Genomic DNA, 15,287 nt, shown 5'->3' on the forward strand with positions numbered 1-15,287 from the left:
TTGCTAATGGTGCAGCTTACGCCGCAAACCAGCAATTGGTGTCAATAGGGTAAAGTTCCCAGGATCCGGCCGGGCGCCGACCTGCGCGACCGCCGCCGCGCCCGCCTCACATCCCTTGCGCAGGGCTTCCTCGGGCGTGTTCCCGGCCATCGAGGCGACCAGGAACCCGGCGGCGAACGCGTCTCCCGCGCCCGTCGAGTCGACCACCTCCGCCGGGGGCGCGGCCGCTCTGGCGACTATACGGCCATCGCGGGCCAGCAGGGCACCGCCGGCTCCGAGCTTGACCACCGCCGTGCCGTAGTGGGCGCTGAGCGTGCGGGCCGCCGCCTCGGGATCCGCGGCGTCCGCGAGCAGTAGCGCCTCCTCCAGGTTGGGGATCACGACGCTCGCCGGGGCGGTCTCGCGGAGGAACCGCTCGGTGCCGAACGTGCGCAGGGGCCCGCAGGAGGCCGGATCGACGCTGACGGGGATCCCGCGCCCGGCGGCCTCGCGCATGGCGAGCCGTACGAGTTCCAGGCCCGGCTCGGCGAACATCGTGTACGCCGACAGGTGCAGGTGCCCGACCCCGTCGAGCAGGTCGGGCGTCCAGTCGCCGACCCCGATGTGGGCGCTCGCCCCGCGGTTGGTGAGCATGGACCGCTCCCCGGTGGAGTCGACCATGGCGATCACGACGGCGGAGGGCCGCTCCGGGTCGATCCGCAGGTGCGGCCGGACCCCGGCCTTGGTCAGCTGGGCCGCGTGCCACTCGCCGGTGTCGTACCCGGCCCGCGCCAGCAGGCGGGTGTCGGCGCCGAGCCGGGCGGCCCAGGAGGCGGTGTTCGCCCCCGAGCCGCCCGGGCGCAATGCGATGTCGGCGGGCGTGTCGGTGCCGGTGGCCGCGGGGCCGTCGTGCAGCGCGACGACGTCGGTGACCACGTCGCCGATCACCAGCAGACCGCTCACCCGGCCGCCCAGGCGGCCGCGATCTCCCCGGCCAGGCGGGTGTTGCCGCGTACGGCCGCGAGGTTGGCCTCCAGCGACGCGCCACCCGTGCCCTCGACCAGGTATTCCAGCAGGAACGGGGTGATGGCCTGCCCGGTGACCCCGCGCTCCTCGGCGGCGCGCAGGCCCTCCGCGAGCACCCGGTCGTGCAGGTCCGGGTCGAGCTGGAGATCGGCCGGAACCGGGTTGGCCACGATCAGCGCCGTGTCCAGCCCGCCGAGCGTGTCCTGGGCGCGCATGATGCCGGCGGCCTCCTGCGGCGTCTCGACGCGCCAGTCGACCGGCTCTCCGGAGCTGTGCAGGTAGAAGCCGGGGAACTCGTCGGTCCGGTAGCCGACGACCGTGACCTGCTTGGTCTCCAGCCGCTGGAGCGTCGCGGGCACGTCGAGGATCGACTTCACCCCGGCGCACACGACCGTGATCCTGGTGCGGCTGAGCGTGTCGATGTCGGCGGACTCGTCCTGCACCGTGGTCCAGCCGCGGTGGACGCCGCCGAGACCCCCGGTGGCGAACACCCGCACACCCGCCCTGGCTGCCAGGAACGAGGTGCCGGAGACGGTCGTGGCTCCGCTCAGCCCGAGCGCGGCGGCCGGGGCGAGGTCGCGGAAGCCGAGCTTGCGCAGGCCCGGCTCGGTCGCGATCCGGTCCAGCCCGTCCTTGTCCAGGCCCACCCGAGGGACGCCGTCCAGCACCGCCACCGTCGCCGGCACGGCCCCCGCCTGCCGGACGAGGTCCTCCAGTTCGAGGGCGACCTGGAGGTTGCGGGGCTGGGGAAGCCCGTGGGAGATGATGGTGGACTCCAGGGCGACGACCGGACGGCCGGTGGCCAGCGCCTCGGCGACCTCATCGGAAACGCGCATGTCTCTCCTGTGTTTCCCGCTCACCATCGGTGCGCTCACTTCCGCCTGGTCGTGCCGGAGGCGCGCAATGGAACGCCTCCCTCGTCGCGCTCTGGTCGCTTCGCTCCCGCGCGCTCCTCAGTCCAGACCGGCGGCGCGCCCCTCCGGATCGCTCGGTTTGTTTCCCGCTTGGGGTTCTTTCGTTGGCGGAGGATTGTCCGCTTCGGCATATTCTGCCCGGGTCTTGCGGGGGATCTTGCGATACGTTGCGGGCATCCGCTCAGGTCCGCCGACGCCACATCCTCCCGTCACCCCTCAAGACCCTCCCACGCCCGCCGCCACGACCCGCCGACGGCCCGCATACAACCGCGACACCGAGCCACGTACGACCGGGGAGAACGCTCCATGTCACGCTCGCACTACGACGTCGTCATCGCCGGCGCCGGGCACAACGGCCTCGTCGCCGCGGCCTACCTTGCCAGGGCCGGGCGCAGCGTGCTGGTCCTGGAACGCCTCGGTCACGTGGGCGGCCTCGCCGTGTCGGCCCGCGCGTTCCCCGGCGTGGACGCGCGGCTGTCGCGCTACTCCTACCTGGTCAGCCTGCTGCCCACGAAGATCGTGAAAGACCTCGGGCTGCGTCTCGACCTGCGCCGCCGCCGCTTCGCCTCCTACACCCCGGCCGGCGACACCGGCCTGCTCGTGGACAACGAGGACGCCGCGCGCACCGCCGCCTCCTTCGAGGCGGTGACCGGGGGACGGCACGACCTGGCGGCCTGGGAGCGGTTCTACGGGATGACCGCCCACGTGGCCATGCGGGTCGCGCCGACGCTGCTCGAACCGCTGCGCGGCCGTACGGCCCTGCGGGAGGTCGTGGGGGACGACGAGGCGTGGCGCGACCTGTTCGAACGGCCCATCGGCGAGGTCGTGGACGAGCGGTTCGCCGACGACACGGTGCGCGGGGTCGTCCTCACCGACGCCCTGATCGGCACCTTCGCCGATCCGGCCACCGACCTGCTGGCCAACCGGTGCTTCCTCTACCACGTCATCGGCGACGGCACGGGCGACTGGACCGTGCCGGTCGGCGGCATGGGCGCGGTGACCACCGAGCTCGCCGAGGTCGCCCGGCGGCACGGCGCCGAGATCCGCACCGGGGCCGAGGTGCTGGCGATCGACCCCGGCACCGGGGAGGTCACGTTCGACGACGGCGCGGAGCACGCGGTGACCGCGGGGAGGGTGCTGGCCAACCTGCCGCCCGCCGTGCTCGCCCGGCTGCTCGGGGAGACGCCCGAGCGGCCCGAGGGCGCCCAGCTGAAGATCAACATGGTGCTGTCGCGGCTGCCCCGGCTGCGCGACCCCGCGGTGGACCCCGCCGAGGCGTTCAGCGGCACCTTCCACATTAACGAGAGCCGCGACCAGCTCGCCGCGGCGTACGCGCAGGCCGCCGCCGGGAAGGTACCGGACCTGCCGCCCGCGGAGGTCTACTGTCACTCGCTCACCGACCCCTCGATCCTCGGCCCGCAGCTGCGGGAGGCGGGGGCGCACACGATGACGCTGTTCGGCCTGCACATGCCGGCGCGCCTGTTCGCCGACCCGGCGGCCAAGCGGGAGGCGCTGGCCCGCACGCTCGCCTCGATCGACTCCGTGCTCGCCGAGCCCATCGAGGACTGCCTGCTGCGCGCACCCTCGGGCGAGCCCTGCCTGGAGGTCAAGACCCCGCTCGACCTGGAGCGGGACGCGGGCCTGCCCGGCGGCCACATCTTCCACCACGACCTGTCCTGGCCGTACGGCGAGGAGGGCGACCACGGTGCTCGGCCTGCTCAATGGGGCGTGGAGACGGCGCACGAGCGGGTGCTGCTGTGCGGCGCGGGCGCCCGGCGCGGCGGCGGCGTCAGCGGCATCCCCGGTCACAACGCCGCGATGGCGGTCTTAACGGAACCTTCATGACGCTCGGGTAGCTTGTGCCGGTGCGTGAGGAATCGGCGAAACTGCTGGTAGTGGACGACGAGCCCGCCCTCAGGGAGGCGCTGCGCAGCAGCCTGGAGTTCGAGGGCTACACGGTCGAGACCGCCGCCGACGGGCTGACCGCGCTCGACCTCCTCGACCGCGGGGCACAGAACGGGGGCGCGTACGACGCGGTGCTCCTCGACGTCATGATGCCCCGGCTCGACGGGCTGACCGCCTGCCGCCGGCTGCGCGCCTCGGGCAACCGGCTCCCCGTCCTCATGCTGACCGCGCGCGACGCCGTCGGCGACCGCGTCTCCGGCCTGGACGCCGGGGCGGACGACTACCTGGTGAAGCCGTTCGAACTCGACGAGCTGCTCGCCCGGGTGCGGGCGCTGCTGCGGCGCGGCGGGCAGTACGCGCAGAACGACAGCGGCGGCGACGTCCTCGCCTTCGGCGACCTGCGCATGGACACCGTGAGCTGGGAGGTCACCAGGGCAGGCCGCAGGCTCGATCTCACCCGCACCGAGCACCTGCTGCTCGAACTGTTCCTCACCCACCCCCGCCAGGTGCTCACCCGCGAGCAGATCCTGCGGGAGGTGTGGGGCTTCGACTTCGAGCCGTCGTCGAACTCCCTCGACGTGTACGTGATGTACCTGCGGCGCAAGACCGAGGCGGGCGGGCTGCCCCGCCTGATCCACACCGTGCGCGGCGTGGGCTACGTGCTCCGGTCGTCGCCGTGAGACGGCGTTCGCTCCGGTCCCGGCTCACGCTGCTGATCGCGGCCGCGGTCGCCCTGGCCGTCGCGGTGGCGGCGGCGGTGTGCTGGCTGCTCGTCCGTGGCGAGATGCGCGGCCAGATCGTCGGCTCGATCACGCACCTGCAGCCACCGGCGCAGCAGGTCGGGTTCGCGCTGCGGGACTGCGCCGGTCAGGGACGCAGGGAGGGCCACCCGAGGCCCGACTGGGACCCCTCCGGGCGCAGCTGGCAGGTCGTCCTGGCGGACGGCTCGGTGTGCGTCGCGTCCGGTTCGGCGCAGGTGACGCCGACGGCGCGGGAGCGGGCGATGGCCGTCTCCGGCGGCACGCCCGTGCTGCGCGACGCGGTCACCACCGACGGCACCTCCGTGCTCGTCTACACCTTCAGGTACGAGCCGCGCCCCGGCGGCCCGCCCGGGGACGCCGCGCAGTTCGCGGAGCCGCCGCTGCCGCAGGGCCCGGTGACGGTCAGCGTGTTCCGCTCCACCGCGGAGATGGACCAGACGCTCCGCATCCTCGCCCTCGTCTTCGGCTCGGTCTGCGTGCTCGGCGTGCTCGGGGCCGCCGTGGCCGGCCTCTGGCTGGCCCGTACGGCCCTGCGTCCGGTAGGGCGGCTGACCCGCGCGGTCGAGCACGTGGCCAGGACGGAGGACCTGAGCGTGACGATCCCGGTTGAGGGGGAGGACGAGATCGCCCGCCTCAGCCGGTCGTTCAACACGATGACCGCTGCCCTGTCCAGCTCGCAGGAACGCCAGCGGCGGCTCGTGGCTGACGCCGGGCACGAGCTGCGCACCCCGCTGACGAGCCTTCGCACCAACATCGACCTGCTGTTGCGCAGCGAGAACACCGGCCGGGCCATCGAGCCCTCGGCCAAGCGGCGGCTGCTGACGAACGTCAAGGAGCAGTTCGAGGAGATGTCGAGCCTCATCGGTGACCTGCTCGAACTGTCGAGGAACGCGGAGAGCGGCGAGCTGTCGTCCGACATCGACCTGCACGAGGTGGTGGCGTCGGCGGTCGAGCGGGCCAGGCGGCGCGGCCCCGGGCTGCGCTTCGACGTCGACCTGGAGCCGTGGCAGGTCCACGGGGACGCCCGGGGCCTGCAGCGGGCCGCGGTGAACGTGCTCGACAACGCCGTGAAGTTCAGCCCGCCCGGAGGCCTGGTGACCGTGCGGCTCAAGGGCGGCGTGCTGACCGTGCGCGACGAGGGTCCGGGCATTCCCGAGGACGAGCTGCCGCACGTCTTCGAGCGGTTCTGGCGCTCCCCGTCGGCGCGCAGCCTGCCCGGCTCGGGTCTCGGCCTGTCGATCGTGGCACAGGCCGTACGGGACGCCGGGGGACGGGTCGCGATCGAGAACGCGCCCGGAGGCGGCACACTCGCCACGGTCGAACTCCCCGGCGGCCCGCCGAGGGCCTGACCTGGCTCGGCTTCTGCCACCGGTGTCGCCGTGGCCGGGCCGGGCCCGGGGACCGACGTCAGGGCGCCTCCACGTGACGGGCCGGGCACGCCCGGGCGTCCCCGATTCGCCGGAATACGCAGGTGACGACCACTAGGGTGGCGGGGTGAACGCGACGGGAACGACGCATGACGAGATCCCGCTCGCTCAACCACATGCCGAGCCCGTCCGGGAGACGCGACAGGATGACCAGCCCGAAGGCCACCGTCGACGTGGTGGTGCTCACCATGAACGACCGGCCCGAGCCGTTCGAACGGGCCATGGAATCCCTCCTGGCCCAGCGGGACGTCGACCTGCGCGTGGTCATCGTCGGCAACGGCGTACAGCCTGATCACGTGCCCGCCGGGGTCCGTACGGTGGTCCTGCCCGTCAACGAGGGCATCCCCGCCGGACGGAACGCCGGCGCCGACGCCCTCGCCGGGCCGGACGCCGGCGAGTTCGTCTTCTTCCTCGACAACGACGCCGTCCTGCCCGCCACCGACACCCTCGCCCGGCTCATCGCCGTCGCCCGCCGCCACCTCGGGGCGGCGTACATCCAGCCGCGCATCGCCGATCCCGGCACCGGGGTCACGCTGCGCCGCTGGGTGCCCCGCCTGCGCGCCGGCACGGCCACCCGGCCGGGCACCATCACCGTCATGGCCGAAGGCGTCGTCCTCATCCGCCGCGCCGACTACGAGCAGGCCGGCGGATGGCCGGGACACTTCTTCCTCTTCCACGAGGGCGTCGACCTGAGCTGGCGGCTGTGGGACCTCGGGCGCACCGGCCACTACGCGCCGGACGTCGTCATCCACCACCCCGCGACGAACCCCGCCAGGCACGCCCCCTTCTACCGCCTCGTCGCGCGCAACCGGGTGTGGCTCGCCTACCGCCGGCTCCCCGCCCCGCTCATCCCCGTCTACCTGGCCGTCTGGACCGTGGTCAGCATCGCCAGGATCCGCTCCCGCGCGAACCTTGCCGTCTGGTTCCGGGGGCTGCGCGAGGGCCTGAAGGGCGGGCACGGGCAGCGCAGCCCCATGTCCTGGGCCACGGTGGCGCGGCTCACCCGCGCGGGCCGTCCTCCGATCGTCTGACCGGCGATCCGGATCCGTGGGGGGCCGCGCCGGGCATCGGCCGGGCGCCGGCCCGGCCGTGGAGCGCGCGCGTTATCGCTGCGGAGGGCAGAGTGCCGAGGTCAGCAGGGCCATGGCCGCTCGCTTCCGATCGTCGGAGTACGGGGTCATCGACAGTGCGAGCTGGCGCGTGCCGTCGGGGGAACTGAACGCCACCGTCGAATAGCCGTTCGTGCCACCGCCGTGGCCGTACGCGACGCCGCAGGGCAGAGAGGCCACCTCGAGTCCCAGCCCGTACTCCATGGCGCCGCCAGGATCCTTCATCTCCTTCAGCAGAGCGGGCCCGAGCAACTCGCCGCCCAGCAGGGCGCGGTAGAACCGGTTGAGGTCCGCGGTGGTGGAGATGATCGAACCGGCCGCGCCGGCCACCGTCGCGTTGAATCGCGTGACGTCGACGGGGACGACCTCGCCGCCCTCGACGACCCGCACATAGGCGTGCGGGTGCGCGCCCGGCACCTCGGGGGACGTGCCGGGCAGAAGGGTGTGCCCGAGTCCCAGCGGCCGCAGGATCCGCTCCCGGATCTCGCTCGCGTACGGCCTGCCGGTGACCCGCTCGATCAGCATGCCGAGCACGATGTAGTTCGTGTTGGAGTAGCCGAACCTGGTTCCCGCAGGGAACTCGTGCGGGTGTTCCTCCGCCCGTTCCACCAGCTCCCTGGCGGTCCAGGTGCGGTAGCGGTCCTTGAGGACGCCGTCCTCGTCGAACAGGCCGGTCGCGTACTCCGGAATGCCGCTCGTGTGCTGGAGGAGGTTCCTGACCGTGATCGTGCCGCCCTGGCCGACGAGTCCCGGCAGCCACTGCTCCACGCTGTCGGACAGCTCCAGCTTCCCTTCTCCCACGAGCTGGAGCACCACGGTGGCAGTGAACGACTTGGTCACGCTTCCCGCACGGAAGCGGCCGTCCGCCCTGGCCGGCTGGGGGCGGTCGATCCTCGCCCTGCCTGAGGCTCCCCGCCAGGTGGTGCTCCCGTCGCGGACCTCGGCGATCGCGGCGACCGCTCCCCCGGCCACGATCCGGTCCAGCAGTTTCTGCAGGCCCGGCCGGCTGTTATGACGCGGCTCGACGGCCGCGACGGCGGGCGCGGCGAGCGCCGCCGGCATCGAGACGATCATGCACAGGGCGACGGCGGTGTGGATGTGTCGTGGTTTCACGTTGCTCCTTCGATCCGCGGAGTCCGGGCTCCCGGTTCCGTGGCACCACGATCGGACGTACGAGGGAGCCCCGGCATCAGAGGGATCACCCACGAAACCCTGGTCACGGCCCGGGCGGTCTCCTCCGCGAGCAGGAGGCACCTCCGGCCGATGGAGCGAGGGTGCCACGGCCGATCGGAGGAGGTGCCGTCGCCGTCCGGGCGGCGGCACGGCAGGGCTCCGGCCGAAGCCCGCGCCCGTGTGGCGGCAACCCGGGCGGCTGGGAGGAGCGCCCGGTCGAGAGCGCCCCGCCGCGCCAGGCTGCCGTGGGCGCAATTCATGCGGGGTTAAGGAACGCCTCAGGGCCGTCCCATGCCCGCCCGCGAGCGTGGGCCCATGAGCGAGCGAAGCGAGCGACTCAATAGGCGCAGCGCGATTTGCGCCGGCGTCGTCGGCGCGCCTCCGGCGCGACGCCACTCCGAGCCGTCGGGCGAGGAGGCGGCATGAGCATGACGATGGTTTCCGGGCCGGCGGCGGGGGCGTCCAGCAGGACCCGCCTGGTCGAGGTTGTCGTTCCCGTGTACAACGAGGAGCGGGTCCTGGCCGCGAGCGTGGGGCGGCTGCACGCCTACCTGAGCGGCGACTTCCCGTACGGCTTCCGCGTGACGATCGCCGACAACGCGAGCACGGACGGCACGTGGACGATCGCCCAGCGGCTGGCCCGGGAGCTGCCGGGGGTGCGGGCCGTCCACCTCGACCAGAAGGGCCGGGGCCGGGCGCTGCGGCGGGTGTGGGAGTCCAGCGACGCCGACGTGGTCGGCTACATGGACGTGGACCTGTCGACCGACCTGGACGCGTTCCTCCCGCTGATCGCGCCGCTGATGACCGGCCACAGCGACCTGGCGATCGGGACCCGTCTGTCCCCGTGGTCCAACGTGGTGCGCGGCCCGAAGCGCGAGATCATCTCCAGGTCGTACAACCTGCTGCTGCGCTCGCTCATGGGGGCGCGCTTCTCCGACGCGCAGTGCGGGTTCAAGGCGGCCCGCACCGAGGTCGTGCAGGCCCTGCTGCCCGCCGTGCAGGACGAGGCGTGGTTCTTCGACACCGAGTTGCTGCTGCTGGCCGAGCAGCACGGGCTGCGCATCCACGAGGTGCCGGTCGATTGGGTGGACGACCCCGACAGCCGGGTGGACATCGTCAGGACGGCCGTGGACGACCTCAGGGGCATGTGGCGGGTCGCCCGGGGGAGCCTCGCGGCCCCCGCCCCGCCGCCGTCCCGGACGTCGGTGCGCACGCAGATCCCCACGTTCGCGGTGATCGGGGCGATCAGCACCGTGGCGCACCTGGCGCTGTTCTGGCTGCTGCGCTCGGTGCTGCCGCCCGTGGCGGCCAACGCCATCGCGTTGTTCGTCACCGCCGTCGCCAACACCGCGGCCAACCGCCGCTTCACCTTCGGCGTACGGGGCCGGGCCGGGGCCCTGCGGCATCACCTCGGCGGGCTCGTCGCGTTCGTCGCGGGCCTCGCGCTGACCAGCGGCGGCCTGGCCGCGCTGCCCGGCGGCGCGTCACGGGCGGCCGAGCTGGCCGCCGTCATCGTGGCGAACGGCCTCGCCACCCTGCTGCGCTTCCTGCTCCTGCGATCCTGGGTCTTCGCACCCCGGAAGGACTCCCGATGACCCTCCTCGCCTCCGTGACCCCGATAAGCCACCGGGGCCCGGCGGACAGGGTGACCCCGCTCCTGCGCTGGGGGAAGTGGGCCGTCCTCGTCCTGGCCGCCGTGCTCTACACGTGGGCGCTCGGCCGCAACGGGTACGCCAACGACTACTACGCCGCCGCGATCTACTCCGGCACGAAGAGTTGGAAGGCGTTCTTCTTCGGCGCGCTGGACGCCGGGTCGTACATCACGGTCGACAAGCCGCCCTTCGCGCTGTGGGTGATGGGCCTGCCGGCCCGGATCTTCGGGTTCGGCACGTGGAGCATGCTGCTGCCGCAGGCGGCTGCCGGGGTGGCGTCGGTCGCCCTGGTCCACTCCGCCGTACGGCGGGCGCTGCGCGGGCTCGGCGCACGTGCGGCCGGGGCCGCGGCCCTGCTGGCGGCGCTCGTCATGACGCTGACCCCCATCACCGTGGCCATCAACAGGGACAACAACCCGGACACCGTCCTGGTGCTGCTGCTGGTCGCGGCCGGATGGTGCTGCCTGGAGGCGATCCGCACCGGGCGCCTGCGCACGCTGCTGGTCACCGCCGTGCTGGTGGGCCTCGCCTTCAACACCAAGATGCTCCAGGCGTACCTCGTGCTGCCGGCGTTCGCGCTGACCTACCTCTACGCCGCGCCGGGGACGTTCGTACGCCGGATCGGGCGCCTCCTGGCCGCCGGGGCGGTCCTCGTGGTCACCAGCGGATGGTGGATGGTCGTGGTCGACCGGTGGCCCGCGTCCGCGCGGCCGTACATCGGCGGCAGCACGGACAACACCGTCTGGGACCTGGTGATCGGGTACAACGGCCTGGGCCGGATCTTCGGCGGCGAGGGCAACGGCGGCGGCCCGGGAAGACTTCCCGCCGATGTCCCTGAAGGCGTGACGCGGGCCTTCGGCGGCGGCCCGGGTGGTGGCGCCGGCGGCGGCTTCGGCGGGGCCTCGGGCGCGGGCAGGCTGTTCAACGATGTCATGGCGGGACAGATCTCCTGGCTGCTCCCGTTCGCCGCCGTGGCGCTCGTCTGCGGCCTCGTCCTGGTCGCCAGGCCGGGCCCCGGGCCGTCGAAGGGCACGGGGATGGACGCGGTGCGCGCGTCGCTGCTGCTGTGGGGCGGCTGGCTCGTCGTCCACTACGCCGTCTTCAGCTTCTCCAGCGGCACCTTCCACCCGTACTACACGACCGCGATGGCTCCCGCGGTCGCCGCGCTGACCGGCATCGGCGGCGTGCTGATGTGGCGGGCGGCACGCGCCTCGGCCGTCTGGCGGCTGATCCTGGCCGCCGCGGTCGCCGTGACCGGGGCCTGGTCGTTCGTCGTGCTGCGCCGTACGCCGGAGTTCGTTCCGTGGCTCGCCTGGGCCGTCGTGGCCGGCACGGCGGTCGCGGTGCTCGCCCTGGTGGTCCATCGCCGTGGCGGCGCGGCGCGCGCCGCCACGGCGATCACGGTGGTGGCGCTGGCCGCGGCGGTCGCGGCCGGGCTGGCCGGTCCGGCCGCGTACGCGGTGACGCCGCTGGGCGCGGCGGTGAACGGCAGCAACCCCACGGCGGGGCCTTCGCAGGGCATGGGAGGACCCTTCGGCCGCGCCGGCTTCGGCGGCCCCGGCGGCCCCGGCGGAGTGGGCGGCATGAACCCGCCGGCGGGGAAGGACGGGACCGCGCAGGACGGGACCGCGCAGGAGGGGAACCGGCAGGGCGGACGCGGCATGCGCGGTCCCGGCGGCCAGGTGGACGCGGCGATGGCGGCGTACCTGAAGCGGAACAAGGGGAGCGCCACCTGGCTGGTGGCGGTGGACAGCGCGCAGAGCGCGTCGTCGCTGATCCTGTCCACCGGCGAGCCGGTCATCGCGATGGGCGGGTTCACCGGGTCCGACCCGGCGATGACGGTCGAGAAGCTGCAGCGGTACGTGGCCGAGGGGAAGCTCGCGTACATCCTGACCGGCGACGGCGGCTTCGGGCCCTCTCGCGGCGCGAGCTCGGAGGTCACCGCATGGGTGAAGGCGCACGGCACGCAGGTCCAGGCCACGGAATACGGGGGCACGGACGGTAGCGGCTCCTCGCTCTACAAGCTGGGCTGACGGCGTTCGGCCGCCTCCTCAGCGGGTACGTGATGGGCCTTCCGAGCCGACCGACGAAAGGACTCCTATGGACACGGAGGGCTTCATCGCCCTGCTCAACGAGGACCTGGAGAGCGAGTACCGCTCGATCGTGCAGTACGTGCAGCACGCGGCCACGATCAAGGGCGCGGAGTACCTGTCGATCATCGAGGAGCTCAAGCAGCACCTCGGCCAGGAGCTCAACCACGCGAGCACGCTGGCCGAGCAGATCGACTTCCTCGGCGGCGTCCCGAGCGTCCGCGTTCCCGAGGTGCCGGTGGCGACCGACGGCGCCGACGCCCTCAGGCTCGACCTGGAGTTGGAGCAGGAGCAGCTGCGCCGCTACCGCGAGCGCGTGGAACAGGCCCAGGAGCTCGGCCTGAGCGACGTGGCCGAGGCGCTGCGCCCGCTGTTGCAGCAGACCCAGGACCACGTCATGGACCTGCAGACCGCCCTGGGGAAGTGACGGGCGGCCGCGGGGGAGCGAGGCGGGACGGTCGCGGCCGGGGCGGGCCGCGACCGTCCCGCACCCGGAGTGCCGAGGAGGACGAGGGGCGCTACGCGCTGTGCACGTCCGCGGGGGCGCTTCCACCGCCGCCGAACATCGTCGCGGCGGTCTCCTGGCCCAACGCCTGGTTCTCCGCCACGTAGGGCCGCAGTTCCGCCTCGTACGCGGCGAAGGCGGCCGCGTGGTCGCCGCCCGCCGAGGCCAGGGCGCGTGTCAGCGTCCGGGCGCCGATCAGCGCCTGTGAGGTGCCCATGCCGCTGGTCGGCGCGGCGCAGTACCCCGCGTCGCCGACCAGGGCGACCCGGCCCGACGACCAGCGGTCCAGGTGGACCTGGCAGGTAGAGGAGAAGTAGAAGTCGTCGGCCTCGCTCATCGCCTCCAGCAGCCGGGGCACCAGCCAGCCGCGCCCGGCGAAGGCCGCCCGCACCGCCTGCTCCTGCTCGTGCCGGGGCCGCCTGTCGAGTGCGGGTGAGTCGGTGGAGAAGGAGAGGCTGACCGTGAGCCGGTCGGCGTCTCCGGCGCTGAGCAGGAAGATCGCCCTGTCCTTGCCGTGCTGCAGCATTCCGCTGCGCCGCAGGCCGAGATGGTTGGCGGTGCTGAAGCCGGCACCCGAAAGGCCCAGGTGCCGAACCGCCTCGGCGTGCGGGCCGAAGGCCAGCCGCCTGACCTTCGAGTACACGCCGTCGGCGCCGAACACCAGGTCGAACTCGCGGGTGGCGCCGCTTTCGAACTCGACCGTCACTCCAGACCCGTGGACCCCGGACCCGTGGACGCCGGGCTCGTGCTGGGTCAGCGCGCTGATCGAGTCGTCGAACACGTACGTCACGTCGTCGGCGGTGATGCGGTGCAGGATGCGGGTCAGCTCCCGCTTGGGCACCTCCAGCTCACCGGCGAACGCCTCGGCGGGCAGGCGTCCGATCTCCGCCCCCTCCTCGTCGATCAGGATGGTGCCGCTCATTCTCGTGTCGTGTTCGCGGAGCTCGGAAAGGATGCCCATCTCCTCCAGCACGTCGAACGCCGCGCCGCGGAAGTCCACGGCGTAGCCGCTGTCGCGCAGGTCCGGCGCGCGCTCGACCACCGTCACCTCGTAGCCGTCACGGTGCAGGAAGTAGGCAAGGGCGGGTCCGGCCACGCTCGCACCCGAGATCAGAACCTTCGTCGTGGTCATGGCACGACCGTAGCCCGGGTTTGTCCATTTGGTCAAACCATTTGGATAAACCATTTGGTCAAACAATCCGGTATGCTGCGCGGCATGGGAAACCGAGAGGATCTGCTGGCCGGGGCCAAGCGGTGCCTGATCGAACGCGGCTGGGCGCACACGACCGTCCGCGACATCGCCTCGGCCGCCGGAGTCAGCCACGCCGCCATCGGCTACCACTTCGGCTCCAAGGACGCCCTGCTCACCCAGGCCCTGGTGGAAGCGGTCGACGAGCTCTCCCAGGAACTCGCCTCCCGTACGCCATCCGGCAAACCCGAGGACGGCTGGCAGGCGCTGATCGACAGCTTCACCTCTCACCGGGCGTTGTGGGTGGCCCAGCTCGAGGCCGTGGTGCAGGCCGAGCGGTCACCGGAGGTACGCGAACACCTCGCCAAGGGGCAGCGTGAGGGGCGGGAGGGACTCGGCGGCTCGGTGCCGCTCGCCCTGCTGACCGGGCTGATGCTGCAATGGCTGGTGGATCCGGATCAGGCGCCCAGCGGCGCGGAGGTGATCGCCGGGCTTCGCGCGCTCGCCGCCGAGCTCTGACCGGCTCAGTGGCCTCCGGGCCCACCGGCCCACCGGCGGCGCCTCGCGGCGTGCGTACGGCGGCCGGATCAGCGCGGCGCACAATTCAGGCGGCACAGTCCAGGTGGCGCACAATTCAGGTGGCGCACAATTCAGGTGGCGCGCAGTTCAGGTGGCGCGCAGTTCAGGTGGCGCGCAGTTCAGGTGGCGCAGTTCAGCGCGGCCGGGCGTAGTCGTCGAGGGCGCGCACGATCAGCGCCCTCGCCTCGTCGCGGAAGGCCGCCACCTCACAGAACTCCTCGAACGCCTGCTCGTAGAAGGCGACGTCCTCGGCGTCGCGCAGCAGCAGGTCCCTGGTCCTGGTCGCCACCCCGACCATGCAGTCGTCGTAGATCCAGAACGAGTTCATCAGCGCCGACGGCAACTGCGCCTCGAAGGGCAGCAGCCCGAACTCCACGTTCGGCAGCGTGGTCACCGCGATCAGCCGGTCGAGCTGGCCGCGCATCACGTCCGGGGGCGCGAGCCGGTAACGCAGCACCGCCTCCGGCATGACGAACCGGAACCGCCGTGACGGGTCGTACAGGATCTCCTGGCGCCGCATGCGGACGCGGATCGCGTCGTCCACGTCGTCGGTGGACTCGTACACCCGTCTGACCTTGCCGAAGATGTGCCTGGCGTACTCGGTGGTCTGCAGCAGGCCGATCACCACGCCCGGCTCGAAGGCCCGGAACAGCCGCGTGCGCGCCTCCAGGTCGCGGACGTCCTCCTGCAGCGTGGCGAGGCCGTTCCTGTGCCGCTGGCGCCAGGAGTCATGCCGCTCCAGCAGGCCGGCCGCCTGCCGGATCAGGCCGTCGATCGTCTGCGGGTCGGCGTCCACGGCCTTCCCCCACAGGGCCACGTCGTCCTCGGTGGCGGTCTGGCGGGCGTTCTCGATCCGCGAGACCTTCGACGGCTGCCAGCGCAGCCGCTCGGCGAGGTCCTTCCCGGACAGACGGGCGTTCTCCCGCAACCGGCGTAGCTGGGCTCCCAGATCCATGCGGGCCTGATGGAAACCGCTCA

The 15,287-nt window shown here is 72.7% G+C and carries 13 protein-coding genes; 8 read left to right on the plus strand and 5 right to left on the minus strand.

What is annotated here, in order from left to right:
* Positions 1–3: 3 nt before the first annotated feature.
* The gene (locus Msi02_RS10135; RefSeq protein ID WP_204048106.1) at positions 4–942 is read right to left on the minus strand and encodes a carbohydrate kinase family protein; all 939 of its coding nucleotides are present in this window, start codon (positions 940–942) and stop codon (positions 4–6) included.
* Positions 939–1,841, minus strand: coding sequence for a pseudouridine-5'-phosphate glycosidase (locus Msi02_RS10140; RefSeq protein WP_239108268.1), 903 nt, complete (start codon positions 1,839–1,841; stop codon positions 939–941). The genes Msi02_RS10135 and Msi02_RS10140 overlap by 4 nt, the downstream gene beginning before the upstream one ends.
* A 384-nt stretch (positions 1,842–2,225) precedes the next feature.
* Between Msi02_RS10140 and Msi02_RS10145 the strand changes: the two genes are divergently transcribed.
* From Msi02_RS10145 to Msi02_RS10160, 4 genes are all read left to right on the plus strand, one after another.
* The gene (locus tag Msi02_RS10145; protein ID WP_204048108.1) at positions 2,226–3,764 is read left to right on the plus strand and encodes a phytoene desaturase family protein; all 1,539 of its coding nucleotides are present in this window, start codon (positions 2,226–2,228) and stop codon (positions 3,762–3,764) included.
* 20 nt (positions 3,765–3,784) lie between these two features.
* Positions 3,785–4,504: a response regulator transcription factor gene (locus Msi02_RS10150; protein ID WP_179155542.1), complete on the plus strand. Its 720-nt coding sequence runs from the start codon at positions 3,785–3,787 to the stop codon at positions 4,502–4,504.
* The gene (locus tag Msi02_RS10155; protein WP_204048109.1) at positions 4,501–5,934 is read left to right on the plus strand and encodes a sensor histidine kinase; all 1,434 of its coding nucleotides are present in this window, start codon (positions 4,501–4,503) and stop codon (positions 5,932–5,934) included. Before Msi02_RS10150 ends, Msi02_RS10155 begins: the two co-directional genes overlap by 4 nt.
* A gap of 167 nt (positions 5,935–6,101) precedes the next feature.
* The gene (locus Msi02_RS10160; protein ID WP_204048110.1) at positions 6,102–7,043 is read left to right on the plus strand and encodes a glycosyltransferase family 2 protein; all 942 of its coding nucleotides are present in this window, start codon (positions 6,102–6,104) and stop codon (positions 7,041–7,043) included.
* A 72-nt stretch (positions 7,044–7,115) separates the two neighbouring features.
* Here Msi02_RS10160 and Msi02_RS10165 read toward each other — a convergent pair whose 3' ends face one another.
* Positions 7,116–8,234, minus strand: coding sequence for a serine hydrolase domain-containing protein (locus tag Msi02_RS10165; protein ID WP_204048111.1), 1,119 nt, complete (start codon positions 8,232–8,234; stop codon positions 7,116–7,118).
* A gap of 482 nt (positions 8,235–8,716) precedes the next feature.
* On the opposite strand from Msi02_RS10165, the gene Msi02_RS10170 reads away from it, so the two are divergent.
* The 3 genes from Msi02_RS10170 (at position 8,717) to Msi02_RS10180 (ending at position 12,463) form a co-directional block, all read left to right on the plus strand.
* A complete protein-coding gene (locus tag Msi02_RS10170) occupies positions 8,717–9,889 on the plus strand; it encodes a bifunctional glycosyltransferase family 2/GtrA family protein (RefSeq protein ID WP_239108269.1) in 1,173 nt (390 codons plus the stop codon).
* Positions 9,886–11,979 carry an ArnT family glycosyltransferase gene (locus Msi02_RS43905; RefSeq protein WP_204048112.1) on the plus strand — a complete coding sequence of 698 codons (2,094 nt, stop codon included), beginning with the start codon at positions 9,886–9,888 and terminating at the stop codon, positions 11,977–11,979. The genes Msi02_RS10170 and Msi02_RS43905 overlap by 4 nt, the downstream gene beginning before the upstream one ends.
* 67 nt (positions 11,980–12,046) lie before the next feature.
* On the plus strand, positions 12,047–12,463 hold the full coding sequence (locus Msi02_RS10180) for a ferritin-like domain-containing protein (protein ID WP_079320438.1): 417 nt from the start codon (positions 12,047–12,049) through the stop codon (positions 12,461–12,463).
* A gap of 91 nt (positions 12,464–12,554) precedes the next feature.
* On the opposite strand, the gene Msi02_RS10185 is transcribed toward Msi02_RS10180, so the two are convergent.
* Positions 12,555–13,673, minus strand: coding sequence for an FAD-dependent monooxygenase (locus Msi02_RS10185; protein WP_204048113.1), 1,119 nt, complete (start codon positions 13,671–13,673; stop codon positions 12,555–12,557).
* 84 nt (positions 13,674–13,757) lie between these two features.
* Here Msi02_RS10185 and Msi02_RS10190 point away from each other — a divergent pair, with 84 nt between their 5' ends.
* Positions 13,758–14,249 carry a TetR/AcrR family transcriptional regulator gene (locus Msi02_RS10190; RefSeq protein ID WP_204048114.1) on the plus strand — a complete coding sequence of 164 codons (492 nt, stop codon included), beginning with the start codon at positions 13,758–13,760 and terminating at the stop codon, positions 14,247–14,249.
* A gap of 193 nt (positions 14,250–14,442) precedes the next feature.
* Here the strand turns inward: Msi02_RS10190 and Msi02_RS10195 are convergent, their stop codons facing one another.
* Positions 14,443–15,264: a helix-turn-helix domain-containing protein gene (locus Msi02_RS10195; RefSeq protein WP_239108271.1), complete on the minus strand. Its 822-nt coding sequence runs from the start codon at positions 15,262–15,264 to the stop codon at positions 14,443–14,445.
* Between the last annotated feature and the right edge of the window lie 23 nt (positions 15,265–15,287).

Origin of the sequence: Microbispora siamensis (assembly GCF_016863095.1) — a bacterium.
Lineage (GTDB): Bacteria > Actinomycetota > Actinomycetes > Streptosporangiales > Streptosporangiaceae > Microbispora > Microbispora siamensis.

Coding starts and splice junctions, on each gene's coding strand:
- Msi02_RS10170 (WP_239108269.1), top strand. CDS start 8,717: ATGAGCATGACGATGGTTTCCGGGCCGGCGGCGGGGGCGTCCAGCAGG.
- Msi02_RS10190 (WP_204048114.1), top strand. CDS start 13,758: ATGGGAAACCGAGAGGATCTGCTGGCCGGGGCCAAGCGGTGCCTGATC.
- Msi02_RS10140 (WP_239108268.1), bottom strand. CDS start 1,841: ATGCGCGTTTCCGATGAGGTCGCCGAGGCGCTGGCCACCGGCCGTCCG.
- Msi02_RS10145 (WP_204048108.1), top strand. CDS start 2,226: ATGTCACGCTCGCACTACGACGTCGTCATCGCCGGCGCCGGGCACAAC.
- Msi02_RS10195 (WP_239108271.1), bottom strand. CDS start 15,264: ATGGATCTGGGAGCCCAGCTACGCCGGTTGCGGGAGAACGCCCGTCTG.
- Msi02_RS10185 (WP_204048113.1), bottom strand. CDS start 13,673: ATGACCACGACGAAGGTTCTGATCTCGGGTGCGAGCGTGGCCGGACCC.
- Msi02_RS10160 (WP_204048110.1), top strand. CDS start 6,102: ATGACGAGATCCCGCTCGCTCAACCACATGCCGAGCCCGTCCGGGAGA.
- Msi02_RS43905 (WP_204048112.1), top strand. CDS start 9,886: ATGACCCTCCTCGCCTCCGTGACCCCGATAAGCCACCGGGGCCCGGCG.
- Msi02_RS10180 (WP_079320438.1), top strand. CDS start 12,047: ATGGACACGGAGGGCTTCATCGCCCTGCTCAACGAGGACCTGGAGAGC.